Annotated in this window: 28 protein-coding genes; 15 read left to right on the forward strand and 13 right to left on the reverse strand. The window is 64.7% G+C overall.

All coding sequences use genetic code 11. The annotated features are described in order from the left end of the window. Genes ACQUSY_RS03520 through ACQUSY_RS03530 form a run of 3 tightly spaced genes read right to left on the reverse strand, consistent with a single transcriptional unit; the run spans position 1 to position 2,608 of the window. Positions 1 to 924, reverse strand: a complete 924-nt coding sequence (locus ACQUSY_RS03520) for an NAD-dependent epimerase/dehydratase family protein (protein ID WP_428903133.1) — start codon at positions 922 to 924, stop codon at positions 1 to 3. Then, the gene (locus tag ACQUSY_RS03525) at positions 921 to 1,706 is read right to left on the reverse strand and encodes a MaoC/PaaZ C-terminal domain-containing protein (protein WP_428903134.1); all 786 of its coding nucleotides are present in this window, start codon (positions 1,704 to 1,706) and stop codon (positions 921 to 923) included. The genes ACQUSY_RS03520 and ACQUSY_RS03525 overlap by 4 nt, the downstream gene beginning before the upstream one ends. Then, the gene (locus ACQUSY_RS03530; protein ID WP_428903135.1) at positions 1,703 to 2,608 is read right to left on the reverse strand and encodes an SDR family oxidoreductase; all 906 of its coding nucleotides are present in this window, start codon (positions 2,606 to 2,608) and stop codon (positions 1,703 to 1,705) included. The genes ACQUSY_RS03525 and ACQUSY_RS03530 overlap by 4 nt, the downstream gene beginning before the upstream one ends. A gap of 146 nt (positions 2,609 to 2,754) precedes the next feature. On the opposite strand from ACQUSY_RS03530, the gene ACQUSY_RS03535 reads away from it, so the two are divergent. The 5 genes from ACQUSY_RS03535 (at position 2,755) to ACQUSY_RS03555 (ending at position 6,604) form a co-directional block, all read left to right on the forward strand. Continuing rightward, a complete protein-coding gene (locus ACQUSY_RS03535; RefSeq protein WP_428903136.1) occupies positions 2,755 to 3,513 on the forward strand; it encodes an enoyl-CoA hydratase family protein in 759 nt (252 codons plus the stop codon). Between the two features lie 8 nt (positions 3,514 to 3,521). Then, positions 3,522 to 4,364 carry a CoA transferase subunit A gene (locus tag ACQUSY_RS03540; RefSeq protein ID WP_428903137.1) on the forward strand — a complete coding sequence of 281 codons (843 nt, stop codon included), beginning with the start codon at positions 3,522 to 3,524 and terminating at the stop codon, positions 4,362 to 4,364. After that, positions 4,361 to 5,101: a CoA-transferase gene (locus ACQUSY_RS03545; RefSeq protein ID WP_428903138.1), complete on the forward strand. Its 741-nt coding sequence runs from the start codon at positions 4,361 to 4,363 to the stop codon at positions 5,099 to 5,101. The genes ACQUSY_RS03540 and ACQUSY_RS03545 overlap by 4 nt, the downstream gene beginning before the upstream one ends. After that, positions 5,101 to 6,174: an NAD(P)H-dependent flavin oxidoreductase gene (locus tag ACQUSY_RS03550; protein WP_428903139.1), complete on the forward strand. Its 1,074-nt coding sequence runs from the start codon at positions 5,101 to 5,103 to the stop codon at positions 6,172 to 6,174. The genes ACQUSY_RS03545 and ACQUSY_RS03550 overlap by 1 nt, the downstream gene beginning before the upstream one ends. 157 nt (positions 6,175 to 6,331) lie before the next feature. Further along, positions 6,332 to 6,604: a hypothetical protein gene (locus tag ACQUSY_RS03555; RefSeq protein ID WP_428903140.1), complete on the forward strand. Its 273-nt coding sequence runs from the start codon at positions 6,332 to 6,334 to the stop codon at positions 6,602 to 6,604. Between the two features lie 295 nt (positions 6,605 to 6,899). Here ACQUSY_RS03555 and ACQUSY_RS03560 read toward each other — a convergent pair whose 3' ends face one another. From ACQUSY_RS03560 to ACQUSY_RS03570, 3 genes are read right to left on the reverse strand one after another with little or no spacing between them, the layout of a single operon-like run. Next, positions 6,900 to 8,051, reverse strand: coding sequence for an acetyl-CoA C-acetyltransferase (locus tag ACQUSY_RS03560; protein WP_428903141.1), 1,152 nt, complete (start codon positions 8,049 to 8,051; stop codon positions 6,900 to 6,902). A 14-nt stretch (positions 8,052 to 8,065) separates the two neighbouring features. Continuing rightward, entirely contained in the window at positions 8,066 to 8,857 is a 792-nt protein-coding gene (locus ACQUSY_RS03565) for an SDR family oxidoreductase (protein ID WP_428903142.1), read from the reverse strand. Further along, positions 8,854 to 10,023: an acyl-CoA dehydrogenase family protein gene (locus tag ACQUSY_RS03570; RefSeq protein ID WP_428903143.1), complete on the reverse strand. Its 1,170-nt coding sequence runs from the start codon at positions 10,021 to 10,023 to the stop codon at positions 8,854 to 8,856. Before ACQUSY_RS03570 ends, ACQUSY_RS03565 begins: the two co-directional genes overlap by 4 nt. A 118-nt stretch (positions 10,024 to 10,141) precedes the next feature. On the opposite strand from ACQUSY_RS03570, the gene ACQUSY_RS03575 reads away from it, so the two are divergent. The 4 genes from ACQUSY_RS03575 to ACQUSY_RS03590 are packed head-to-tail and all read left to right on the forward strand — an operon-like array spanning position 10,142 to position 14,218. After that, positions 10,142 to 10,996 (forward strand): enoyl-CoA hydratase, encoded by an 855-nt coding sequence (locus tag ACQUSY_RS03575; RefSeq protein ID WP_428903144.1) that lies wholly within the window; start codon positions 10,142 to 10,144, stop codon positions 10,994 to 10,996. Further along, the gene (locus ACQUSY_RS03580) at positions 10,993 to 12,165 is read left to right on the forward strand and encodes an acyl-CoA dehydrogenase family protein (RefSeq protein ID WP_428903145.1); all 1,173 of its coding nucleotides are present in this window, start codon (positions 10,993 to 10,995) and stop codon (positions 12,163 to 12,165) included. Before ACQUSY_RS03575 ends, ACQUSY_RS03580 begins: the two co-directional genes overlap by 4 nt. Continuing rightward, a complete protein-coding gene (locus ACQUSY_RS03585; RefSeq protein WP_428903146.1) occupies positions 12,162 to 13,130 on the forward strand; it encodes an acyl-CoA dehydrogenase family protein in 969 nt (322 codons plus the stop codon). Before ACQUSY_RS03580 ends, ACQUSY_RS03585 begins: the two co-directional genes overlap by 4 nt. Further along, positions 13,130 to 14,218 carry an acyl-CoA dehydrogenase family protein gene (locus tag ACQUSY_RS03590; RefSeq protein WP_428903297.1) on the forward strand — a complete coding sequence of 363 codons (1,089 nt, stop codon included), beginning with the start codon at positions 13,130 to 13,132 and terminating at the stop codon, positions 14,216 to 14,218. The genes ACQUSY_RS03585 and ACQUSY_RS03590 overlap by 1 nt, the downstream gene beginning before the upstream one ends. Before the next feature lie 97 nt (positions 14,219 to 14,315). On the opposite strand, the gene ACQUSY_RS03595 is transcribed toward ACQUSY_RS03590, so the two are convergent. Together ACQUSY_RS03595 and ACQUSY_RS03600 are read right to left on the reverse strand one after the other, a co-directional pair. Beyond that, complete coding sequence (locus ACQUSY_RS03595) at positions 14,316 to 15,428, reverse strand: hypothetical protein (protein WP_428903147.1); 1,113 nt, start codon at positions 15,426 to 15,428, stop codon at positions 14,316 to 14,318. A gap of 21 nt (positions 15,429 to 15,449) precedes the next feature. Further along, positions 15,450 to 16,247 carry an alpha/beta fold hydrolase gene (locus ACQUSY_RS03600; protein ID WP_428903148.1) on the reverse strand — a complete coding sequence of 266 codons (798 nt, stop codon included), beginning with the start codon at positions 16,245 to 16,247 and terminating at the stop codon, positions 15,450 to 15,452. A 56-nt stretch (positions 16,248 to 16,303) separates the two neighbouring features. Between ACQUSY_RS03600 and ACQUSY_RS03605 the strand changes: the two genes are divergently transcribed. Next, entirely contained in the window at positions 16,304 to 16,453 is a 150-nt protein-coding gene (locus ACQUSY_RS03605; protein ID WP_428903149.1) for a hypothetical protein, read from the forward strand. Positions 16,454 to 16,495: 42 nt separating this feature from the next. Here the strand turns inward: ACQUSY_RS03605 and ACQUSY_RS03610 are convergent, their stop codons facing one another. Then, the gene (locus ACQUSY_RS03610) at positions 16,496 to 17,101 is read right to left on the reverse strand and encodes a gamma carbonic anhydrase family protein (RefSeq protein ID WP_428903150.1); all 606 of its coding nucleotides are present in this window, start codon (positions 17,099 to 17,101) and stop codon (positions 16,496 to 16,498) included. Next, a complete protein-coding gene (locus tag ACQUSY_RS03615) occupies positions 17,101 to 17,838 on the reverse strand; it encodes an SDR family NAD(P)-dependent oxidoreductase (protein ID WP_428903151.1) in 738 nt (245 codons plus the stop codon). The genes ACQUSY_RS03610 and ACQUSY_RS03615 overlap by 1 nt, the downstream gene beginning before the upstream one ends. Before the next feature lie 80 nt (positions 17,839 to 17,918). On the opposite strand from ACQUSY_RS03615, the gene ACQUSY_RS03620 reads away from it, so the two are divergent. Beyond that, positions 17,919 to 18,359 (forward strand): VOC family protein, encoded by a 441-nt coding sequence (locus ACQUSY_RS03620; RefSeq protein WP_428903152.1) that lies wholly within the window; start codon positions 17,919 to 17,921, stop codon positions 18,357 to 18,359. Here ACQUSY_RS03620 and ACQUSY_RS03625 read toward each other — a convergent pair. Further along, positions 18,356 to 19,243 (reverse strand): aldo/keto reductase, encoded by an 888-nt coding sequence (locus tag ACQUSY_RS03625; RefSeq protein ID WP_428903153.1) that lies wholly within the window; start codon positions 19,241 to 19,243, stop codon positions 18,356 to 18,358. The two genes, ACQUSY_RS03620 and ACQUSY_RS03625, sit on opposite strands and share 4 nt — an antisense overlap. Then, on the reverse strand, positions 19,240 to 19,962 hold the full coding sequence (locus ACQUSY_RS03630; RefSeq protein ID WP_428903154.1) for an SDR family NAD(P)-dependent oxidoreductase: 723 nt from the start codon (positions 19,960 to 19,962) through the stop codon (positions 19,240 to 19,242). Before ACQUSY_RS03630 ends, ACQUSY_RS03625 begins: the two co-directional genes overlap by 4 nt. Before the next feature lie 151 nt (positions 19,963 to 20,113). On the opposite strand from ACQUSY_RS03630, the gene ACQUSY_RS03635 reads away from it, so the two are divergent. After that, positions 20,114 to 20,977 (forward strand): CoA transferase subunit A, encoded by an 864-nt coding sequence (locus tag ACQUSY_RS03635; RefSeq protein WP_428903155.1) that lies wholly within the window; start codon positions 20,114 to 20,116, stop codon positions 20,975 to 20,977. After that, positions 20,974 to 21,729, forward strand: coding sequence for a CoA-transferase subunit beta (locus ACQUSY_RS03640; protein ID WP_428903156.1), 756 nt, complete (start codon positions 20,974 to 20,976; stop codon positions 21,727 to 21,729). Before ACQUSY_RS03635 ends, ACQUSY_RS03640 begins: the two co-directional genes overlap by 4 nt. Here the strand turns inward: ACQUSY_RS03640 and ACQUSY_RS03645 are convergent. Next, positions 21,726 to 22,334, reverse strand: coding sequence for a TetR/AcrR family transcriptional regulator (locus ACQUSY_RS03645; RefSeq protein ID WP_428903157.1), 609 nt, complete (start codon positions 22,332 to 22,334; stop codon positions 21,726 to 21,728). The genes ACQUSY_RS03640 and ACQUSY_RS03645 overlap by 4 nt on opposite strands. A gap of 109 nt (positions 22,335 to 22,443) precedes the next feature. Here ACQUSY_RS03645 and ACQUSY_RS03650 point away from each other — a divergent pair, with 109 nt between their 5' ends. Continuing rightward, positions 22,444 to 24,057 carry an AMP-binding protein gene (locus ACQUSY_RS03650; RefSeq protein ID WP_428903158.1) on the forward strand — a complete coding sequence of 538 codons (1,614 nt, stop codon included), beginning with the start codon at positions 22,444 to 22,446 and terminating at the stop codon, positions 24,055 to 24,057. A gap of 97 nt (positions 24,058 to 24,154) precedes the next feature. Then, a complete protein-coding gene (locus tag ACQUSY_RS03655) occupies positions 24,155 to 24,784 on the forward strand; it encodes a hypothetical protein (protein ID WP_428903159.1) in 630 nt (209 codons plus the stop codon). Positions 24,785 to 24,882: the final 98 nt, after the last annotated feature.

Below are 24,882 nucleotides of genomic sequence, written 5' to 3' on the forward strand. Positions count from 1 at the left end.
CTAGCTACGTGGCGGCAGTGCGTCGACAGCCGCCACAATCGCCGCGAGTTCGCGGCGCACATCGTGGCGGTCGTATCCGAGCAGGGCGGTTTCGGCGGCGTCAGGCTCGTAAGCGATGACATTTCCGCGGCCCTGCACAATGAAGCGGTCCGGCTGGAACGGGTGCTCTTCGTCACGCTCACCGATCGTGTGCGACGACCCGGCGGCATCTGCGATCCACTGCCAGTACTCGGCGTAGCGCAAGCTCTCGTCGCCGACGAGATACGCCTTTCCAGGTTCGCCACGGTCGAGAGCACCGATCAGCGCCTGCGCCAGCGAACGTACCGACATGTAGTTCGTACCACCCGCCGGACCCCAGAGTCCTGGTTCCGCCCGCTCGCCACGCACCCACGAAACGAGGCGTGCGAAGCCGCGAACGCCACGATCGGAGTTCGCGCCGACGATCGACGGCGGGTTCAGCGTGATCGCTGCGAACGTCTCGTCGGTGAGGGCGCGAGCGCCTTCGTCGGCCGCCTTGCGTGCCGCGACGTAGAGGTCGTTCTCGGCCCACTCCGGGTGCAGCTGGTGGTAGTACGAACCGACCTGCACGAACCGCGGAACCCCGGCTGCTTTGGCAGCAGCGGCGAACGCGGGCACGCCTTCGCGTTGCACGCGACCCCAGAACGCTTCGTCATCGTCACCAGCGGCAACGTGGCGAATGTCGTGACCGGCAGCGAAAATGATGCCGTCAAAGCCAGAGAGATCAACCTCGCCGGGTGCCATGTAGTCACCAATGAGGCGCTCGACACCGGCAACGTGCTTCGGGTCGTTTTCGCTCTCTTCGCGGCGCGACAGGATGACAACGTCATCACCACGCTCGCTTAGCTGGCGCACAACCTCCGAACCGATGAAACCGGTTCCGCCGACAACCAGAACGCGGCTCATGCGAAAGCCGCCTTACCTCCGGCGATCACGACGGTGCCGTCGCGCTCAATGTCGAACGACTCGCCCCACGTACGGATCTGCAGCGTGTCACCCGGGATAACCATGCCGGAGAATCGACCCTCGAGCTCGACGAGGTCGGCAGGGTGCTTGCCAGCAGCATCAGCCAGCGGAATCAGTGCGCCAGCGATGGTCGCGAGACCCTGCAGAATCGGCTTCTCCTGACCGATGCGCGCGGCAGCGGCGGGGTCGATGTGGATGTGGTGGCGGTCACCGGTGAGGCGGTAGAGCGCGGCCGAGTTGAGGGCAACCGGGTACGTCAGAACATCACCTTCCCCCTCACGCACCGCAGGTTCCGCCTTCGCACCACGTTCACCGCCCCAGCCACCGGTGTTCGGGGCAAAGATCGACCACGTCGCGGTGAAGTATTCACACGTGACTTCGATTTCGAAGATCGAGGCCGAGCCCTTGTCCCACACGTTGCCGACGCGAGCGCCCATCGAGACCTCGCCGTGGCGGGGCATCTCTTTGTGAACAGTAAGCTTCTGCGAGCCGTGCACCGACGTGTTGTCCCACGCACCCTCAGCGGCGAGCACATCAGGTGCCCACTGCGCGAGCGTGAGGCCAAAGGTCGGCATGACGCGGAACTGGTCTTCGAAGACGAGGTCAAGGCGGTCAGCCGGGGCGCCGACGGCGAGAGCGTAGAGAATCGCGTCCCACTCGGTGTAGCTGACGACGCGGTCGCCGATGGGGCGACCGGCCCAGGCTCCGGCGGCCTTCGTCATGAGCCGTACACCGGCTCGGGAGCGGGAGCGGCGGCGATCAGGTCGCGCACGGCGGCGCCAACTTCAGCAGCCTCCCAGCGGCGACCGAGGTCGTTCGCGGGGCCGTGTGCCCAACCGTTTTCGAGGCAGATCTTGCCACCCTCGATTTCGATGACGCGACCGGTGACGTCAGCGGAGTCAACGCTTGCGAGCCACGCGACAACCGGCGAGACGTTGGCCGGGTTCATCTTGTCGAAGCCGTCTTCCGGAGCTGCCATCGCCTCAGCGAACGGACCCTCGGTCATGCGGGTACGTGCCGACGGTGCGATCGCGTTAACGGTGACGCCGTAACGACCCATCTCAGCCGCAGCGACGATCGACAGGGCTGCGATACCAGCCTTGGCAGCCGAGTAGCTGGCCTGACCGATCGAGCCCTGCAGGCCAGCGCCCGACGACGTGTTGATGACGCGAGCGACCGGCTGGCGGCCTTCCTTCGACTCGGTGCGCCAGTAAGCACCCGCGTGACGCATCGTCGCGAAGTGACCCTTGAGGTGCACGCGGATAACGGCGTCCCACTCGTCTTCACCGGTGTTGACCAGCATGCGGTCACGCACGAAGCCCGCGTTGTTCACGAGAATATCGAGGCGACCGAACGTGTCGATAGCCTGCTGCACGAGCTGGCCGGCCTGCTCGAAATCTGCGATGTCGGAACCATTGGCCGTGGCTTCGCCGCCGGCTGCGCGAATGATGTCGACAACTTCCTGCGCGGGACCGACTGATTCGCCGTCGCCACCGAGGGTCGTGCCGAGGTCGTTAACGACAACCTTTGCGCCCTGGCGGGCAAGCTCAAGGGCGTGCTCACGCCCGAGTCCGCGTCCGGCACCCGTCACGATTGCAACGCGTCCATCCAGAATTCCGGCCATGTGCCAGCCTCCTCATTGAGTCTTCAAGTCTTACGCTAGCGCGCTTGATTACCAAGCATTTGCTAGGTATCTCTATCCTGCCCTTTTGTGAGCGACCAAGCAAGTGCTAGGGTCAAGCAAGCAAACGTTAGGTTACGAGGTTGTCCATGACGCTTACATCCCAGATGCACGACAAAGGTGTTCGTGTCATCACGATGAACTACCCACCCGTCAACGCCCTGCCCGTGCAGGGATGGTTTGACGTGGCCGACGCCATGATCGAGGCCGGAAAAGACGCAGAAACCCGCGTCGTTGTACTCCGCGCCGAGGGCAAGGGCTTCAACGCCGGTGTCGACATTAAAGAAATGCAGAAGATCGAAGGCTTCTCCGGCATCCTCGGCGCAAACCGCGGCTGCTACGAATCCTTCAAGGCGATCTACGAGTGCCCCGTGCCCGTGATTGCTGCGATCAACGGCTTCTGTGTTGGCGGCGGCGTCGGCTTCGCTGGCAACGCTGACACGATCATCGCCTCGGAAGACGCCTACTTCGGCGTTCCCGAGGTCGACCGCGGCGCCCTCGGCGCGGCAACGCACCTCAGCCGCCTGGTTCCGCAGAACCTGCTGCGCTCGATGTACTACTCGAGCCGCACCATCACGGCACAGCGCCTGTACGAACTCGGCACCGTCTTCGACGTGGTTCCGCTCGACAAGCTCGAAGAGACCGCGCTCTCGTTCGCGAGCGAAATCGCCGCGAAGGACCCCCGCGTCATTCGCGCTGCGAAGGCTGCGCTCAACGGCATCGACCCGATGGACGTCAACGCGTCGTACCGTTTCGAGCAGGGCTTCACGTTCGAGCTCAACCTCGCCGGTGTCGCCGACGAGCACCGCGATGAGTTCGTCGCGACCGGCAAGAACCTCAACACGTAAGTTCAGTCATGAGTGACAAGCGCCTGCGCGATGAGGAGGTTCCCGAGCTCTTCCGCGATGGCATGACGATCGGGATCGGCGGCTGGGGGTCGCGGCGCAAGCCGATGGCCCTCGTGCGCGCCCTCATTCGCTCAGGCGTGCGTGACCTCACCATCGTGAGCTTCGGCGGCGCCGACGTCGGCATGCTGTGCGCGACCGGGCAGGCTGCCCGCGTCGTGCACGGCTTCGTGTCGCTTGACACGATTGCCATCGAGCCGCATTTTGCTGCGGCTCGGGTTGGCGGAACCATTCACAACACGGATCTGGATGAGGCCATGTTGGTCTCGGGGTTGCGTGCGGCAGCTCACCGGCTGCCGTTCGAAGTGACGCGTGCTGGTTTGGGGTCGGATGCGGTGGTGCGCAATCCCGACATTCAGATGATCACGTCGCCGTATGCCGATGGTGAAGAACTCGTGGCGATGCCGGCGATTCCGCTCGACCTGGCGCTGATTCACGTTGACCGCGCCGACGAGCGCGGCAATGGTCAGGTGCTCGGCGAAGACCTGTTCTTCGACGATCTGTTCGCAGCCGCCGCAGACGTGACGATCATGAGTGCAGAATCTGTGGTTCCGTCGCTGTCTGGCGAGCCCCTGCATTCGCTCGTAATTCCGCGGTTGAACGTGTCGCACGTTGTTGAGGCTGTGCAGGGTGCCGCCCCCACCGCGTGTCTGCCCGCGTACCCACGCGACGAGGCGTTCCAGAAAATGTATGCCGCCTCGGTTGGCGACTGGGATGCTTTTGCCGCCCGCTTCGCGAACGTCACGCACGAGGAGTTCCGTCGTGCGTACGCCGCGTTTGGGGAGGCGTCATGACTGACGTGACGCGCGCCGAAGTGTGCGCGGTCGCGGTGAGCGACCTGTTCGTTGGTGCCGGTGAGATTCTCGCCAGCCCGACAGGGCTCATCCCCCAGCTCGGTGCGCGCTTGGCGCGTCTGACGCATGCGCCCGAGCTCATGCTGAGCGACGGCGAAGCCACGATGTACGCCGATACCCCGGCGATCGATGAGCCGTTCGCTGAGCCCGAGCACTACCTGCCGTACCGCGCGCTGTTCGATCTGATCGCTCGAGGCAAGCGCCACGTCGTGATGGGCGGCTCGCAGCTCGACCAATACGGCAACCACAACTTTTCTGCGATTGGTGATTGGCAGCGTCCGTCGCACCAACTGCTCGGCGCTCGCGCTGCGGCGACCAACACCGCAAACCATGCGGTGAGCTACTGGATTCCGCGGCACGCACTCCGCGTCTTCGTGCCCGCCGTCGACACCGTCTGCGGTGTTGGTTCCGCTCGCCTCAAGGGCGCCCGCTTCGCAGACCTGCGACGTGTGATTACCAACCTCGCGGTGCTCGATTTCTCGGGCCCCGATGGCACGCTCGCGCTCGTGAGTGTGCACCCCGGAGTCACCGTCAACGAGGTGGCGGCAGCCACCGGTTTTGACCTGCACGTGCCCTCCGAGGTTCCGTTTACCCGTCTTCCCACTGCTGGCGAACTCGCGATCATTCGCGAGCGCCTTGACCCGCGCGATGCGCGATACCGAGAGGTTCCCCGTTGATGACCACTCCGCAGATGATTCGCACTGCTCTGACCGACCTGACCGGCGTCGCGCACCCCGTTGTGCAGACCGGCATGGGGTGGGTGGCCGGCGCCAAGCTTGTGTCGGCGACCGCCAACGCGGGTGCGCTCGGCATTCTGGCTTCGGCGACGATGACCTACGACGAGCTTGAGAAGGCCATCATCGAGACGAAGGAGCGCACCGACAAGCCGTTCGGCGTGAACCTGCGCGCTGACGCCGGCGACGCCGTTGAGCGGAGTGAGCTGCTCATCAAGCACGGTGTGAAGGTCGCGTCGTTTGCGCTGGCACCGAAGGAGGCGCTGATCAAGCGTCTGAAGGACGCCGGCATTGTTGTTATTCCATCGATTGGTGCCGTGAAGCACGCCGAGAAGGTGGCTTCGTGGGGTGCTGACGCCGTCATGATTCAGGGCGGCGAGGGCGGTGGCCACACCGGCGCCGTGCCGACGTCGATCCTGCTGCCGTCGGTTGTCTCGTCGGTGGATATTCCGGTTATCGCTGCCGGTGGTTTCTCTGACGGACGCGGCCTCGCCGCGGCCCTCGCATACGGCGCCGTCGGTGTCGGCATGGGCACGCGCTTTCTGCTGACGTCAGACTCGTCGGTGCCGGAGGCGATCAAGCGTCGCTACCTCGAATTCGGCCTGGACGGCACGGTTGTCACGACCAAGGCCGACGGTATGCCGCACCGCCTGCTGCGCACCGAATTCGTTGAAGGCCTCGAGAACACCAACATCATCACGAACCTGCCCGCGACGCTCAAGCGTTCGCTGCAGTTCAAGAAGATGAGCGGCCTGTCGTGGCCCGCTCTCGTCAAGGACATGTTCGCGATGAAGAAGGCGACCGGCCGCAGCTGGGCGCAGATGTCACAGGCCGCAAACACCCCGATTCTGCTCAAGCAGGGTCTCGTCGAGGGCGACCTCGCCGCTGGCATGCTCGCATCGGGTCAGGTCGTCGGCGTGATCAACGACCTGCCGTCGTGTGAAGAGCTCGTCGACCGCGTCGTGCGCGAAGCTGCCGAGCGCCTCGACGCGCTTGGTGGACTGCTCGTTCGCTAGGTTTCTATTTCGCTCGCGGGGCATGGCTGTCGCAGGTGCACGTGGTTCCGTCAACCCCTGTCGCCGGTACCGACGCTTCGCCTAGGCTCGACGCGACGGCGCGAGCATCGCAGCTCGGTGACGGCCGCATCCGGTACGACGGCGTAAGGGGCCTGAGATGACTAAGAAACTGTTCGCAACTGTTCTGTGTGCTGCGGCACTCGCCGTGGCCTCCCCCACGCTGGCAACCGCAGCTCCCGTGGTTCCGGCCACCATGGTTCCGTCGGTTATCGAAGACTACGGAACCTACATCGAAAAGCCCGTGGAAGGCTTCTTCCCGAACGCCAACATCTGCAACGCCGAGCGTCTGAGCTTCAAGAGCCAGGGCTATTGGACCGGCGGCTGCTTCTACTCCGCCACCAACCGCGGCTGGGGCTTCTACTACGGCTAACTCCCCCGCGGCATTGCACACCCGCGCGGCACTCTCCTGTTGTGCACGACGAGCTCGCACTCACAGCGCAACACCCCGCGTTTTCGACACCTTCAAGTGCCCACATCGTGCAGAACAGGGTGATGGGAGCGGAACCACGGGGCTGGGTCGCGCGGACGGAACCACGGGGCTGGCGCGGGGGCGGAACCACGGGGCTGAGTTGGGTTGCAAGGGCGGGGCTGAGTTGGGTTGCGGAGGCGGGGCTAAGCATAGAAAACGGCCCGCCGGGAGCCGGCGGGCCGTTTGTGGGGAGGGCTTAGAGGCGCTCGATGATGGTGACGTTGGCGAGTCCGCCGCCCTCACACATCGACTGCAGCGCGTAGCGGCCGCCGCGACGCTCGAGCTCGTTGAGCATCGTCGTCATGAGACGGGTTCCGGTCGCACCGATCGGGTGGCCGAGGGCGATACCGCCGCCGTTCACGTTGACGCGGTCGTGGGTGGCGCCGGTTTCCTTCATCCACGCCAGCACGACGGGGGCGAAGGCCTCGTTGATCTCGAACAGGTCGATGTCGTCGATCGACAGACCGGTCTTCTCCAGTGCGTACTTGGTCGCCGGAATCGGAGCGGTCAGCATGAAAACGGGGCTGTCACCACGCACTGAGATGTGGTGGATGCGAGCGCGCGGGGTGAGGCCGTGGTCCTTCACAGCCTGCTCCGATGCGACAAGCACAGCCGACGAAGCGTCGGAAATCTGCGACGCGACAGCGGCCGTCAGGCGTCCGCCATCGACGAGCGTCTTCAGGCCCGCCATGCGCTCGAGCGTGGTGTCGCGGCGAATGCCCTCATCAAACGTGAGGCCGTTCAGCGGCGAGATTTCGTTGTCGAAGTAACCGGCGTCCTGCGCAGCAGCGGCACGCTGGTGGCTCGCAAACGCGAACTCTTCCATCTCTTCGCGGGTGATGTTCCACTTTTCGGCGATCATTTCAGCCCCACGGAACTGCGAAATCTCTTCGCCCGGGTAGCGGGCGTTCCAGCCCTCTGACTCTGCGAACGGCGTGGTGAAACCGAACTGTTCGCCCACCATCATGGCCGCCGAAATCGGAATCTGCGACATGTTCTGCAGGCCACCGGCGATCACCAGGTCTTGCGTGCCCGAGAGCACGCCCTGTGCCGCAAAGTGCACGGCCTGCTGGCTCGAACCGCACTGGCGGTCAATCGTCACGCCCGGAACGTGCTCAGGAAATCCTGCCGCAAGCAGCGCGGAGCGGCCGACGTTGCCCGACTGCCCACCGATGGTGTCGGTGGTTCCGATGATCACGTCATCAACGGCGCCAGCGTCAATTCCGGTGCGCTCAACGAGCGAACGCAGGGCGTGCGCGCCGAGGTCGATCGGGTGGATGCCCGCGAGCGAGCCGCCGCGCTTTCCGACGGGAGAGCGAACAGCGTCAACGATGTATGCTTCTGCCATTTTCTTGTCCTAACTTATGCGTGCTGGCTGCTGACCGAGATGACTTCACCCGTCATATACGACGAGTAGTCGCTCGCGAGAAACACCATGACATTGGCGATTTCCCACGGCTCGGCTGCACGATTAAAAACTTCTTTGCTCTTGAGTTCGGTGAGCAGCTCAGCGCTGGTGACCTTCTCCAAGAACGGGTGCATCGCCAGCGACGGCGAAACAGCGTTGACGCGAATGCCCTCGGTCGCGAGGTCCTTCGCCGCCGAACGAGTGAGCGCCATCACGCCAGCCTTTGCGGCGGCGTAGTGGGCCTGGCCCTCCTGCGCGCGCCAGCCGATGACCGAGGCGTTGTTAACGATGACGCCGCCGTTGCCGGCTGCCTTCATGCGCTGTCCAACAGCGCGGATGCAGCGGAACGTGCCCGTCAGCGTGACGTTCAGCACGAGGTTCCACTGGTCGTCGGTCATCTCCAGAATCGATGCCGTGCCGCCCAGGCCCGCGTTGTTGATCATGACGTCGATCGGGCCAACAGCCTCAGCGGCGTCCAGCAGCGCCTGGACCTGCTCTTCGTTGGTGACGTCGCACGCCTTGGCAAACACGCGGTCGTCGCCGAAGCGCTCGCGCAGCTCCGCCAGCGATGTGTCGAGGCGACCCTGGTGAGTGTCCGAGATCATCACAGAAGCGGCGCCCTCTTCGAGGCACTTGATAGCGGCGGCGGAACCAATGCCTGCGCCCGCAGAGGCGGTCACGACGACACGCTTTCCGGCGAGCAGGCCGTGGCCCGGGACGTACTGGGGGTTCAGAGCCTGGTTCATGCGCGTGCCTCCCTTGGCAGGCCGAGAATACGCTCGGCGATCACGTTGCGTTGCACTTCGTCGCTACCGCCGTACAGGGTGTCGGCGCGGCTGAAGAGGAACAGCGTTTGTAGTTCATCAAGTTCGTAGGGCGCTTCCTTCACGAGGATCGACAGCGCCCCCTCTGCTGCCATGGCGAGCTCACCGAGGTCGCGGTGCCACCGCGCCCACAGCAGCTTCGTGACAGAAGCGTTGAGTCCCTGCTCGCCGCCGAGCGTGCGCAGGGCGTGCAGGCGAATAATTTCGAGCCCCTGGTGCGCACGCACAATCGCGTCACGCAGAATCGGGTCGTCAATGGTTCCGCTCTTCTTGGCCGCCTCGATAACGCCATCCAGCTCCGCGCGGAACGCGATCTGCTGCGCCAGAGTCGAAACACCGCGCTCGAAGCCGAGGGTCGCCATCGCGACCTTCCAGCCGTTGCCCGCGCCGCCGACCACGAGGTCAGCGGCGGTCGTGGCGTCGGTGAAGAAGACTTCGTTGAATTCGCTCGTGCCGGTCAGCTGCAGAATGGGACGCACTTCGACGCCGGGCTGGTCGATCGGAACCAGGAGGTAGCTGAGGCCAGCGTGGCGGGACGAGCCCTCCTCGGTGCGCGCGACTACGAAGCACCACTGTGCGTGCTGCGCGAGCGAGGTCCACACCTTCTGGCCGTTGACGACCCACTGGTCGCCGTTCAGGCGCGCCTGGGTGGCGACGGCGGCGAGGTCAGAGCCAGCGCCCGGCTCGGAGTAGCCCTGGCACCAGAGTTCTTCGACGGCGACGATCTTCGGCAGGAAGCGTGCCTTCTGCTCGGCAGTGCCGTGTTCGATCAGCGTCGGGCCGAGCAGTTCTTCACCGAGGTGGTTGACGCGAGCGGGGGCACCCGAGCGTGCGTATTCCTCGTGGAAGATGACCTGCTGCGCGATCGTCAGCCCACGGCCGCCGTACTCCACCGGCCACGCAACGCACGACCAGCCAGCGGCCGCCATGTGACGGTTCCACTCCAGTCGCTCTTCAAAAGCTTCGTGTTCGCGGCCGGAGCCGCCCTTACCGCGCAGCTCGGCGAACTTACCCGTGAGGTTTGCTTCGAGCCAGGTGCGAATCTCCGCACGGAACGCCTCGTCCTCAGCCGAGTAGGTGAGCTCCATTGCGCCTCCTTGATGTCGGGCCTTCTTCGGCCATCGACGTATGTGTCGATGTCATGCTAGCGTACAACCAAGCAATTGTTTGGTTGTTTTTGATTTTCGAGTTCAGTGAGGAGCTCCCGTGACTGAAGCAGAAGTTGACGTTGTCACCTACGAGGTGCAGGGCACGACGGCGATTGTGCGCCTCAATCGCCCGCAATATCGCAACGCACAGAACTCGGCTGTGACCTACGCGCTTGACGCCGCTTTCACGCGCGCCGTCAACGATGACGAGGTCAAGGTCATCATTCTTGCTGGTAACGGAGATCACTTCTGCGCGGGTCACGACATCGGAACCCCGGGTCGCGACATCGACAAGAGCTTCGAGCGCAAGGCGGTCATTTGGTACGACCACGTCGGCGCTCAGGGTGTCGACGCACGATTCGCTCGCGAGAGCGAGGTCTACCTCGGCATGTGCCGCCGCTGGCGTGAGATTCCGAAGCCGATGATCGCGATGGTGCACGGTGCGTGCATCGCTGGCGGTCTCATGCTCGCCTGGTCGTGTGACTTCATCGTGGCCAGCGATGACGCGTTCTTCCAAGACCCGGTTGTACGCATGGGCATTCCCGGCGTCGAATACTTCGCACACCCGTGGGTCACCAACCCGCGATTCGCGAAGGAAATGCTGTACACCGGCGAGCGCGTTCCCGCACAGCGTGCGTACGAGGTTGGCATGGTCAACCACGTGGTTCCGCGTGCTGAGCTCGAAGAGCGCACCCTCGCGATTGCCGAGCGCATCGGCCAGATGCCCCGCATCGGCCTCACGCTCACAAAGAAGGCCGTCAACCAGGCCGAAGACCTGATGGGCCAGCGCGCCGGAATGGACAGCGTTTTTGGTCTGCACCACGCAGCCCACGCCCACAACGCCGAAGTCGGGGGCGACTCGCTCGGCGGCGTTAACCACAAGACCATCCGCGACGCGGAGGAGAAGAAGTGAATCTCGATTTCACCCCCGAGCAGGAAGCGTTTGCCGCTGAGGCACGCGCTTGGCTCGCCGAGAACGTGCCCGCCGAGCGCTTTGCCTCGATGGACACCGCCGAGGGTTTCGAACAGCACCGCGAGTGGGAGCGCACGCTCGCCTCGGGTAACTGGTCGGTTGTTTCCTGGCCCGCCGAATATGGTGGCCGCGAAGTTGGCATCACCGAGTGGGTCATCTTCGAGGAAGAGTATTACCGCTCCGGTGCGCCGACCCGCGTAGCGCAGAACGGCATCTCGTTACTGGCTCCGATCGTTTTCGAGCACGGTACGCCCGAGCAGAAGGCGAAGTACCTGCCGCTCATGGCGAATGGCACCGAGATCTGGGCGCAGGCCTGGTCAGAGCCGGGCGCTGGTAGCGACCTCGCCGCGATCCGTGCCACCGCGACGCGTGATGACGCTCGTGGCGGCTGGCTGCTGAACGGCCAGAAGATATGGTCGTCGCGTGCCGTGTGGGCAGACCGTGGCTTTGGTCTGTTCCGCTCCGACGCGGAGGCACAGCGCCACCGCGGCCTCACCTACTTCCTGTTCCGGATGGACGCCCCCGGCATCACCGTGCGCGCTATCGAGCAGCTCGATGGTTCGACTGGTTTTGCCGAGGTCTTCTTCGACGACGTCTTCGTTCCTGACGAGGACGTGCTGGGCGCACCCGGCGATGGCTGGAACGTCGCCATGTCGACCGCAGGCAACGAACGCGGCCTGTCGCTTCGCGCCCCGGGTCGCTTCCTCGCCCCCGTTGACCGTCTGATCGACCTGTGGGACGAGCGCGGCGCCGCCGAGCCGAGCGCTCGCGACGCCGTCGTCGACAGCTGGATCGGCGCCGAGGCCTACAAGCTTTTCACGTGGCAGACGGTTTCGCGCCTGCTGCAGGGTGGCGATGTGGGTGCCGAAGGCTCGATCAACAAGGTGTTCTGGTCAGAGCTCGACATTCACATTCACGAGACGGCCCTGCGCCTACTCGGCCCCGAGGGCGAACTCATCGGCGACGGTGCTCCCGTCGGCGGAAAGTGGGCTGAGGACTACCTCTTCGCCCTCGCAGGCCCGATCTACGCCGGTACCAACGAAATTCAGCGCAACATCATCGCGGAGCGAATCCTTGGACTCCCCCGCGGCGACCGAAGGAAGGCATGATGCAGTTCCTCCCTACTGACGAACAGACCGCATTCGCTGAGGCAATCGACGAAATCGTGGCCGCTAACAGCGGCGCCGACGTCGTGCAGGCGTGGGCCGCAGGCGACAAGGCCGCGGGCCTCGCCCTGTGGGGACAGTTCTCCGAGCTGGGCTTCGGCGGACTCCGCGTCGCCGAAGACGACGGTGGCCTGGGTGCCAGCGTCGTAGACCTCGCGATCGTGTTCGAGCGCCTGGGTTACCACGGCGTACCCGGCCCGTACATCGAGTCCCTCGCCTTCCTGCCCGCGGTCGTCGCTGACGATGTGCGCGCAGAGATCTGCGGCGGCGCGATGGCAACCGCAACCTATGCACCGTTCGTGCCCTACGCGCTCGACGCTGACGTTGCTTCCCTACGCTTCGCTGTCGATGGTTCCGGCTACTCGGCAGCAGACGCTGGCGACGCTATCGCGTCGATGGCGAAGACCCGTACGCTGTTCCCGCTGACGGCGAACGGAACCACGACTGCGGTTTCTGAGGACGCTCTCGATCGCGGTTTCGCAGAGGCTGCGCTCGCTACCGCCGCGATGCTCGTCGGCGCCGGCGAGCGCCTGCTCGATGAGGCCGTCGAATACGCAAAGATTCGTGAGCAGTTTGGCAAGCCGGTTGGCGAATACCAGGCGCTCAAGCACCACCTCGCCAACGTGCGCGTTGCGCTGAGCTTTGCCCGCCCGCTCGTGCTGCGTGCGGCGCTCGACATTGACGGCCCGAACCGCGACCGCGATGTCTCGGCCGCGAAGGTTTCGGCATCGGACGCTGCGACGCTGGCCGCGCGCCTGTCGCTGCAGGTTCACGGCGCCATCGGTTACACCGCTGAGCACCACGTGGGCCGCTGGGTAACGCTCGTGCCCGCGCTTGTGCAATCGTGGGGTTCGACGTCGTTCCACCGCGACCGTGTGGCCGCCGCGATTTTGAACCAGGGGGCGTGATGCAGTTCGATCCCACCGAAGAGCAGGAAGAGCTCGTCGGCATGCTGCGCGACCTGTTGTCGTCGCGTTCCGACTCGGCGGCCGTGCATCGTGCGATGGAGTCGGAGTCGGGCTACAACGCTGACCTCTGGCGCGTGCTGTGCGAAGAGATTGGTGCGGCGTCGCTTGCGATTCCGGAGGAGTTCGGCGGCGCCGGCTTCACCGCGTTTGAGACGCACCTCGTGCTCGAAGAGCTCGGTGCCGCGATGACGCCGTCGCCGTACCTCGGAACGGTGGCGATCGCCGCGCATGCGGTGCTCGCTTCGGGCGACACCGACGCGTGCGAGCGCCTGCTGCCCGGTATCGCCGCTGGTGAGACCACCGCGGCTCTCGTTTGGGCAGATGCCCGCGGTCGCTTTGATGCGTCGCGTCTGGGCGTCTCGTTTGACGGTGCTGCGCTGAGCGGAACCGCGCCGCTGGTGATCGACGGATCGACCGCTGACGTGCTGCTGGTTTTGGCCGAGACGCCTGACGGTGTTGGCCTGTTCGAGGTGGCCGGCGACGCAACCGGCGTGACCCGCGTGGCAACGCCCGCGATGGACACCACACTGCGTTTCGCCCAGCTGACGTTCGACAGCGCTGCCGCCGTGCGCATCGGCACGGCCGTTGACACCGACCGCATCCGTGACATCGCCGCAACGGCCGTCACCGCGCTGCAGATCGGTGGCGCACGCCGCATTCTCGACCTGACCGTTGAGTACTCGAAGCAGCGCGTGCAGTTCGGTCGTCAGATCGGATCGTTCCAGGCTCTCAAGCACCGCATGGCTGACATGCACTTGCTCGTCGAGACGGCGACCACGGCGTCACGTGCGGCTGCTTCTGCCGTGGCCGATGGTTCCGACCTCACCTTCGTCGCCGCCCTCGCGAAGACGTGGGCATCGGACGCATTCAGCACCGTGTCGGGTGAAGCCGTGCAGCTGCACGGTGGCATCGCGATCACGTGGGAGCACGACGCGCACCTGTACTTCAAGCGGGCACACGCTACGCGTGAGCTGTTTGGCTCGCCCGAGACGATCCGCGCACGCGAGGCGGAGCGCCTGCTGGCTTAAGTATTCGTTTCGTTCAGAGGGCTCGTGCCGTAGTGGTACGGGCCCTTTGGCGTTTGCTGATGGGTGTGGTTTAGCGGCGTGCACAGGCAGGGGCACTCTAGCGGTCGAGGAACCAGCCCAGCACGTGCGGGTACGCCAGCAGGAGCGCGATGATGCCGAAGAACGCGGCGGTGAACCAGGCTGCGGAGCGGAGCCGCAACCGTCTTCCGGCCTCAGCCACTTGCGATCGCGGTTTCTGCGCCCGCGGGTCGGTGTACGTCTTGGCCTGGTAGCCGAGCTCCGCCCCGATCAGCTCGGAGAAATACAACATCGCGGTGTACTCGGCCCGATCTGACGAGCGCGCCCACCGACGTGACGCGACGACGAGCCGATCATCGACGATCTCGATGTCCCACTGCCGACCGTGGTCGATGAGGCACACCATCACGTCGGGGGTGAGCAGTTCGAGCGCGTCCCGCTCATATTTGGCGGGCACATATACCGAGAAATAGCGGTCGAAATCGCCCTCGAGCGAGAGCTTTTGTGTGCCTGGCAGCATGGTGCGAAGGCTTCCGTTGCCGCGCGCATCGATCATGATGTGCGGCAACCGCCTGGGCAGCGCGAGCTCCATATACCGAAACGTGTTTCGCGGCCCCTTCGGGTCGGCGTCGGTGCCGCTGTACGCGGCGATCGCGATCTGCAGTGACGGGATCGTCGTGCGCCCGCCCTGCCAGAGCGCGAACTTTGCACGAAACAGCGATGGGTTGACCGGGTCTGCGTTCACGAGCCTGGGCGGACGCGACGGCGTTCGGCCACGGCCCTCCGCGAGCAAGACTCCGATACGGTCTGGTGCCCGACCGTACTGCGAGTAGAACAGGTCGCGTTGCTCCGCGAAGCCCTTAATCGCGAGGCCGCGACGCACATCGCCCGGTAGCGACAGCAGGATGAGGCCCCAGATCCAGAGGACGATGGCCAGAAAGAGGACGATAACCATCACGAGGCCTCGCGACCAGTCGATCCATTCCGGAAGGGCGATTGCCCACGGAGTCTCCATCGCGAGGCTCCCGGCGAGGAGTGTCGCCGCGACAGCAGGGATCAGCAGGAGCGCACCGTTGCGCGCGCTACGAAAAACCCCCGGATCTTCGGCACGAACGTCGGCCCACGTCACCACGCTCGGCCACTCCCGCCGAAACCGGGCGAGTCGGTCTTGCGATTTCGTGGCTCGGGTCACACCGCCACGTTATCGGACACGTCAACGCCCCAAGAACTTGAGCACGCGGAGCGTGGTGGGGGCGGCGTTGCGCATCATGGACTGGTGGCTCGTGTCGGGCAACGTGTCGTACGTGGCATCGGGGATCAGCCGCGCTGCTTCCTGAGCCCATGGTTCCGGAACCACGCAGTCGTGTTCTCCACGCAGGATGAGGGTTTTCTGCGTGATGCGAGGGTAGCTGCGCTCCGGACTGTGCACCATCATGGCGCGCATTTTGCGGATGAGGTGGGGGCCGGCGCGCAGATACTCGTAGCCGCCGAGCAGCACAACCTTGGGGCTCTCTCCCCACAGGTCACGCAGAAGGCGGCCGATTTGAATCATGATGCGGCGGGCCGATTCATCGACGGTCGGCGCAATCATGACGAGCTCACTCACGAGCTTCGGGTGTCGCACGGCGAGTTCAGCGACGACCTGCGTGCCCATGGAGTGGCCGATCGCCGCGACACCGCTCACGCCGCGATCACGCAGCAGGGCCGCCAGCATGTCGGCGGTGCGTTCCATCGTCGGCGTGCGTGGTGGTTCCGGCGAATCGCCATAGCCCGGCTGGTCGATCGCGATCACGCGGCCAATCTTCTTGAGGTCGTCGATGAGCTCGGCGAAGACGACACGGCCCATACCGATGCCGTGCACGAGAACGAACACCGGGGTTCGGGAGCCAAACTCCTCGAACACCATGTCGGCGCCCTGCCACGAAAACGTGTCGGCGCGGCCGTCGAGCGCGGGCGCACCAGCGGCCTCAGCGACGGCGTCGGAGAGGCTATCGTCGGGGTTATCGGCCATGCCCCCAGCATAAAAGCGCCCGGCCCCGAAAACGGAACCGGGCGCTCAATCCCGACATGCCGGTCGCGATCACACGTGCAATCGCGACCGCGTATCAGTCGGCACTGTTCGCAGCGCTGACTGAGTGGGCTGCTGGCGACGCTTCCGGCGAAGCCCTTGACGCGATCGACGCGATGCTCGCCCACCTCGGCCCCCTCGGGGACTAACCCTCGCGCCTACCCGCCTGCCCCCTCGGCGGGCGCGACCCCTCAGTCGCGCTGTTTGTGGAGGGGTTGTGACACGTCTTTGCCCGTCGACACCCGGGGGCGATCGGGCTCAACCGCAGCCAGGGGCTCAACACGAACGAGGGTCTGCCGCGAGCGCACGGCGAGATCTTGGTACACGTGGGTGCCGTTGCGTTTCCACTCGACGGTCGCGTCGTCCAGCGTGCGTACGACGCGAGCGGGCGATCCCAGCACCATCGAGCGCTCCGGTACCGTGGTTCCGGCCGTCACCAGCGCCCCAGCACCAACGAGGCAGTCGGCACCAATCGTCGCACCGTCGAGAATCGTGGCGCCAATGCCGATGAGGGCGTAGGAACCAATACGGCAGCCGTGCAGGACGGCCGCGTGGCCGACGTGGGACGCGGGTTCGAGCACGCAGTCCTCACCCGGAAACGCGTGGATCACCGCCGAGTCCTGCACGTTCGACCCCTCCCCCACGATGATGCGACCGAAGTCGCCGCGAAGCGACGCGTGTGGGCCGATGTAACACCCGGGGCCAATGATGACGTCACCGATCAGCACGGCAGTTTCGTGCACGAAGGCGGTGGGGTCGACGACCGGAACCACGCCGTCGATTGCGTAGGACGGCATTAGGCGATCTGTCCGCCGTCGACCACGAACTCCTGGCCGGTGCAGTAGCTGGCAGCGTCGGAAGCCAGGAATGCCACCATGGCGGAGACCTCATCGGGGCGCCCAACGCGCGCGGCCGGGATCGTCGTGATGAACCCGACACCGTTGCGCGTGTCTTCGCTCGCCATGGCGGTGTCGATCGCACCCGGCAGCACCGCGTTCACACGAATGCCGTAGGAACCCCACTCGCGTGCGGCAGAACGCGTCAGGCCACGCAGCGCGAACTTGGTCGACGAGTAGTGCGCGCGCTCGGCGTAACCCTGCATGCCCGACGTCGACGAGATGTTGATGACCGAACCACCCTGCTTCTTCAGCAACGGCAGCATCGCCTGCATGCCCAGCATCGGGCCGAGAAGGTTGATGTCGATGATCATGCGCAACTGTGCCTCCGACATGTCCTCCAGACGACCGACCGGTGACACGGCGGCGTTGTTCACGAGGATGTCGACGCGGCCATACTTCTCTTCCGCGGCCGCAGCAACCGCCTCCCAGTCAGCCGACGATGCGTTGTCGTGCTTCAGCGCGAGCGCGTCATCACCGTACGCCGCAGCCACGTCATGAACGGCATCCGCGATGTCGGTGAGCACGAGACGCGCGCCGAGCTCGTGAAACAGCGCGGCGTGCGCGCGGCCCTGACCGCCAGCGGCACCGGTGATAACGGCGACCTTGCCGTCGAGGCGAACGAGGGGATTCGTCATGATGTGACCTTTCCAGTATCTTCTTGAGCAAATATTTGATCGATTAACGGGCGATGACGCCCGGCGAGGATAGACACGCAATGGCGCGACTGCATCACATGGGTATCACCGTCAGCAACACCGAAGCCGCGACCGCGTTCTACGCGTCGCTGACGCGCGGCACCGTGACCGGCCCGCTCGTGAAGGAGGGCCCCGCGGTCGAAGCCGTGACCGGCTATCCGGGCGCGCAGATCCTGCTCACCTTCATCGCCTTCGACGGCGGTGACAGCGTGATCGAACTCGCCGAATACCGCGGCACGGGCGACCAGCGCATCATCCCCAACAACGGCAAAGCTGGTTCCGCTCATCCGGCGATTGTCGTCACCGACATTGAAGCCGAAATCGCGCGCCTCGCGACGGAGGGCTACGCCGCGACGAGCGCACCCATGGTCGCGACTTCGGGCCCCATGGAGGGCTACCGCTACGCATACATCATCGGCCCCGACGAGGTACGGGTCGAGCTTCTCGAGGAACCGCACTAAACAACCACCAGCGTCGGACGGCGAGCGGAACCAAAGGCAAAGGTGTTGAGGGCCGCAAGTTCATGGCGTGCGAGCGTCAGCGTCGGAGCCGCAGCGCTGTCAATGATGCTGGAGGGGCGCCGCCCACCGGGAATCGGGATGATTGCAGGCGACAGCGCCAGCATCCAGGCAAGCACAACGCGGTAGACGCTCACACCGTACAGACGAGCGACCCGCAAGAACGGCGGCGCAACCTGGCCAAGCCCCTGCGCGGCACGAAGCCCGCCGAACGGACCCCACGCCAAGAACGCGATGTCGTGCGCTTCGCACGTGTCGAGCAGGTCAAGGCTCTCGGTACGCAGTGGCGACAGCTCGTTTTGCACACTGACGAGCGTCGGCCCCAGCACCTCGATCGCGATGGCAAGTTGCTGCGCGTTGACGTTGGAAACACCCACACGCTGCACGACCCCGTCATCACACAAGCGCGCCAGCGCCTCCACCGACGCTCGAAAGTCGATCTGCGGGTCGGGTCGGTGCAGGTGATACAACGGCAGTGCGTCGAGGCCAAGGCGCTGTGCGGAGTTGCGGGCTGCCTGCGCGAGGTGATCGGGCGCCCCGTTGATCCACCACGACGCGTTCTCATGCCGCGTGTGGCCACCCTTCGTGCTGACAACGACGTCGCGCACGCGCGAACCCAACAGCCGAGCCAACTCGCTCTCGTTCACGCCCATGTCAGACGTCGGGCCATACGAGTCAGCGGTGTCGAACAGCGTGATGCCATGCTCGAGCGCACAGTCAATCGCGCGCTGCCCGACCGCCGAATCAAAGTCGGGCAGTTGCGTGAGCGTCATCGCCCCCAGCCCAACGGCCGAAACCGTGAGGTCACCGATCATGCGCGTCGTCATTTACCGACCGCCGTCCAGCCACCGTCAACGGCGAGGCACTGTCCGGTGACGTACGTCGCCTGGGTGAGGAGATAGCAAATCGCATCGGCCTGCTCGCTCGGCGCCGCGAGACGACCCAGCGGCGTGCGCTGCGCGACAGGAGCCGTGTCGTACCCCTTGTCGATCATGTCTTGCACCATCGGGGTCAGGGTGTGTCCGGGGGCGACGGCGTTCACGCGCACGCCGAGCGGCGCCCACTCGACCGCGAGATTCTCCGTGAGCTGCATGACGGCCGCTTTTGCGGTTCCGTAGTCCGCCTGCTGCGCCCAGCCGCGGTAGGCCGTCGTTGACGAAATGAAGACGAAGGACGCCGGAACCCCGTTCAAGCGCCGCACGATTTCTCGCGCCACCGAGAGGGTGCCGACGAGATGCACGTTGTAGAGCAGGCGCAGTCGGTCGAGGCTCATCTCGAGCGCGGGCACGAATTGGCCGCGGATGCCGTGGCACGTGACGAGGCCGGTAATGACACCGGCGCGGGCCGTGGCTGACTCGACGGCGGCGATGACGGCTGCCTCGTCGGTGGCGTCAACGATCTCGGTCGGGGTGCCGTCGGGAGCCTCGGCAAGGTCGAAAACAGTGACGGTATGCCCCTGCTCCTGCAGGCGTGCGACGACCGCCGCACCGATGCCGCTCGAACCGCCCGTCACGACAACGTGCTGCGCTTCGATATTCGATGACATTTCGCCTCCGTCGACCACTCTGTCTCCAGCTTTCGGCCCGCTATTTATGAAACCGAATAGGGGGTACGGGATCATGCTAGCCTTGCAACCAAACAAACGCTAGGTTTGTTGACAGCGCGAGCCTCTAAAACTCGCATCAAGGGAGTCAAGGATGACCGACAAGACAGTGTCGATCGCCGAGGCCATCGCCGGAATTGAAAGCGGCATGACCATCGGTATTGGCGGGTGGGGATCCCGCCGCAAACCCATGGCGTTGGTGCGCGCACTCGCGCAGTCCGATGTGACCGACCTCACGGTCGTCGCATTCGGTGGACCCGACGTCGGCCTGCTGGCAGCAGCGGGCAAGATCAAGAAGCTCATCTACGGCTTCGTCACGCTGGACTCGATCCCGCTCGACCCGCTGTTCACGCAGGCTCGTGAACGTGGCGCGTTCGAGATCGAAGAGTATGACGAGGGCATGTACGTTGCCGGCCTCCGTGCCGCCAACCAGCGTCTGGACTTCCTGCCTATTCGCGCAGGTCTTGGTTCCGACGTACTGCCCGCCAACCCGCAGCTGAAGCTCGTCGAGTCGCCGTACTCGGACGAGGTTTACGTCGCGATGAAGGCACTGCCGCTCGACGTTGCACTGGTGCACGTCAACCGCGCAGACGCTTGGGGCAACGCCCAGTTCTTGGGACCAGACCCGTACTTCGACGACCTCTACGCGATGGCTGCGAAGCGCACCATCGTGTCGACCGAGAAGATCGTCGAGACGAACGAACTGCTGAACGAAGGCTCGTTCCACACGCTGCTGTTCAGCCGCATGTACACGTCGGCAGTCGTCGAGGCTCCGAACGGTGCGCACTTCACGTCGTGCGAGCCGGACTACAACCGCGACGAGGCTTTCCAGAAGCACTACGTCGCTTCGGCGAAAGACCCGGAGGCCTGGAAGGCGTTCACCGAGCGCTTCCTGTCGACCGATGAGGCCGGCTACCATGCCGCCGTCGCGAAGTTCCACGAGGAGGCACAGGCATGAGCGATGCAACCATTGCTGAGATCTGTGTCGGCGCCGTCGCCGACACGTACCTCGAGTCGGGCGAAGTTCTCGCCCACGCCGTCGGCCTGATTCCGGCGATCGGCGCGCGTCTCGCGAAGCTGACCACCGCTCCCGACATCATCCTCAGCGACGGCGAAGCCTTCTTCATGGCTGAGCCGCCGGCACTCGGCAAGTCGGCCGCCTCGGGTGGCGTCATTGAGGGCTGGGCACCGTTCCGCCGCATCTTTGACATCCTCGCGACCGGCCGCCGCCAGTCGATGATGGGCGCCAGCCAGATCGACGCGTTCGGCAACCAGAACATTTCGCTCATTGGCGACTGGAAGACCCCGAAGCGTCAGCTGATCGGTGTTCGTGGTGCCCCCGGCAACACGGCCAACCACCGCGTCGACTACTGGATCTCGCGCCACTCGGCACGAATCTTCGTCGAAAACGTCGATATGGTTTCGGGCGTTGGTAACGACCGTGCCCGTGCTGTCGGCGACACGCTGCGGTTCCACCACCTGGGTGCGATCATCACCAACCTCTGCGTTTTCGGCTTCGACGCCGACGGCCGCATTATGGTGAAGTCGGTACACCCGGGCGTTGACCCGGCAGAGGTTGAGCGCGAGACCGGTTTCACGGTCGACGCGCAGTCGGCTCCGCTCACGCGGGTGCCGAGCGACGAAGAGCTGCGCTTGATCCGGGAGGTCATTGACCCCCGCGGATTGCGCACTCGCGAGGTCGCGAACTAATCCGCGAGGAGCCCGGCGTGAAGCAGGTTCAGCAGGTGGTTGGTGAGGCTCTCGGCGGTGTGACGACCGCCGGGGCGGAACCAACGAACCGTGGACCACACCGCATCACGGATGAAGCGGTAGCTGAGCGCCGGGTCCAGTTCCTCACGGAACACGCCGTCTTTCTGGCCTTCGGCGAGAGCAGCAATCCAGATGCTCTCAATGCGGTTGGATTCTTCGGTCAAAAACTCAAAACCGGGAACAGTCGACAAGAACGCCGACTCCTGCTGGTACAGCCCGACGGCGTCCGGCTGCTGCTCGATGGTCTCGAAGGCCACCGCGATGAGTCGGTCAAGCTGAACGCGCGGGTCGGTCTCTTCAGTCTCGATTCGCTGCAGCTTCGCCAACAACGTCGCCATGAAGTTACGCAGGATCTCCTGCAGGATCGCTTCCTTCGACGAGAAGTGGTGGTACAGACTGCCCGACAGAATGCCGGCCTCGTCGGCAATGTCGCGGACAGTCGTCGCCGAGTAGCCGCGGCGCGCGATCAAATGCGCGGCAATCGCCATGATTTGGTCGCGTCGCTCCGAACTCTGGTCGTTGCGCACTCGCGTTCCTGCTGGCATTTCTCGTCTCCTACAACTTCACCAAGCGTTTGTTCAACTTCTGTTCTACCACCGAAGTGGCGTAAAGCCTCCGCATACGCTACACAGAAACTTCCAAGAAAGGGCAACGATGTCCCACTTTTTGTCTCGTGCTGACACGATTCCCGCGCTCCTGGCCGAAAAGGCGGCGCTCGGAGATCACCCCGCAATCGTCGATGGCGACGTGCGCATCAGCTACGCAGAGCTCAAGAAAAAGGCTGACGCTGTAGGCCGCGCATTCATTGCGGCTGGCGTCGAGCACGGTGACCGCGTTGCCATTTGGATCCCCAACCGCGCAGAATTCATCCTCGCGATGCTGGGCGCACAGTCAATCGGTGCCGCCGTGGTTCCGCTCAACACGCGCTACACCGGCCACGAGGCCGCCTACATTCTGGGCCGTTCACGCGCCACGGCCATCGTGCTCAACAACGGCTTCCTCGGCAAGAACTATGCCGCCATGCTCCGCGAGGGCGCAGCCGAAGCCGGCACCGATGGTTCCATCGTCGTCGGCATTCCGTCTCTCAAGATCATCGTGAGCATTGACGACGACGCGCACGATGACCAGACGGTCGAATGGAACGACTTCGTCGCGAGCGGAACCACGGTGAGCGACGCAGAATTGCACGCGCGGAGCGGGGCGGTCACCGCCGACGACATGGTCGATATGCTGTTCACATCGGGCACGACGGGCAACCCCAAGGGCGTCATGTGCTCGCACCGTCAGACGACGCAGATCGCCTACTCGTGGGCCCTCGGCGCTGACCTCACGCCGGAAGACCGCTACGGCATCGTCAATCCGATGTTCCACGGCTTCGGCTACAAGGCTGGCCTCACGTCGTCGCTGATCGCTGGTGCGACCGTGTATCCGATTCAGGTTTTCGAACCGGTTGGTCTGATGCAGCTCATCGAGACCGAGCGCATCAGCGTGCTGCCCGGCGTACCGACCATCTTCACGACGCTGATCGACCACCCCGACCGTGAGAAGTTCGACCTGTCGTCGCTGCGTTTTGCGGTGGCTGGCGCGACGGCAGCTCCCGAGACGCTATTCCACGACATGGTCAACAAGCTCGGCTTCGAGCGCGTGGCACAGGCCTACGGCCTCACCGAGTGCCTCGTGGCGACGTTCTCCCGCCGCGGTGAATCGCTCGAGCACACCGCGCAGACAACGGGCCCCGCGGTTTATGGCCTGGAGATTCGCACGATCAACCCGGACGGCACCGACGCCGATCTGAACGCCGACGGCGAGATTCTGATTCGTGGCGGCAGCGTCATGATGGGCTACTTCGAAGACCCCGAAGCAACCGCCAAGGCACTCGACGCCGACGGCTGGCTGCACACCGGCGACATCGGCCAGCTCGACGAGCACGGCTGCCTGAAGATCACCGACCGCATCAAAGACATGTTCATCGTTGGTGGCTTCAACGTCTACCCCGCCGAGGTCGAGAACGTGCTGCGCAAGCACCCCGCGATCAACGAGTCGGCCGTCATCGGCGTCGAAGACGAACGTCTCGGCACCGTCGGCCGCGCCTACATCGCCGTGCTGCAGTCTGCCGAGAAGCCGTCGGTCGAAGAGCTCGAAGCCTTCTGCCGCCAGCGCCTCGCGAACTTCAAGGTGCCGCGTGAATTCGTCTTCGTCGACGACTTCCCCCGCAACGCCACCGGCAAGATCTTGAAGGGCGAACTGCGCGAATCCGCGTCGGCGTAACTCCTTTTCTCGGCTCCGGAACCATCCCCTGCGTCAGCAGGAATGGTTCCGGAGCCTTTTGGTTGACGAGGTGCGCAGGAGCCGAGAGGGTGGAGGCATGGGGAATGCCGACGACCGACGCCGCAAGCATATGAAGACGCTGGAGCTCGGCACCGGGGCGCTGGTTTCAGACCTCATCCCCCGTTCCCACGCGCACCTCCGCATCGGACGGGTGTTCTTTCCGTTCGAGACCAAGACTGGGGAGCTGGTGCCGTGGACGCGGTTCATACCAGCCGACCGCGCCTTTTCGGCGAGCACGACGTGGCACGAGCTGCTCGATTCGGCGGGCCAAGACGCTGCGAACTTCAATGCCGCGAGCGGCCAACTCGATCAGCGAACTGCCGAGGGCCTTCGCCAACTCGTCGGCGACCTCACGATGACGGGCTTGCGCTGGCGCGGGTACGGGCACGAGACCGGAGAGCCCGACTACCTCGCGACGACGTGGAGCAACGCTGAGGAGTGGTACATCTCATTCCGATTCACGGCGGCCGACCTCCAGACCGGCATGCAGGTGCCGGAGTTCGCGTCGGATGACGATGGCCGCCTCGCGTGGGGTGGGTTCTTGTATCCCGACTCGCTCGCCGTCGCAGTCGAACCCGAGCGTCTCGGCGCGCTCTATGGTTCCGGCCTCCTCACGGCAACCGGCGCACGCCCCGACGACACGATGCCCCCCAGCTCTGGAGACTAGCCTCGTCTGCCCAGCGTGTCTCGATGATAACTTTCGCCAAGCAACACTCTGTTCTGCACGACCAAAATCGCTACCTCGGCAAACACGCCGTGAGTATC

Origin of the sequence: Microbacterium daqui, assembly GCF_050408675.1 — a bacterium.
Classification (GTDB): domain Bacteria; phylum Actinomycetota; class Actinomycetes; order Actinomycetales; family Microbacteriaceae; genus Microbacterium.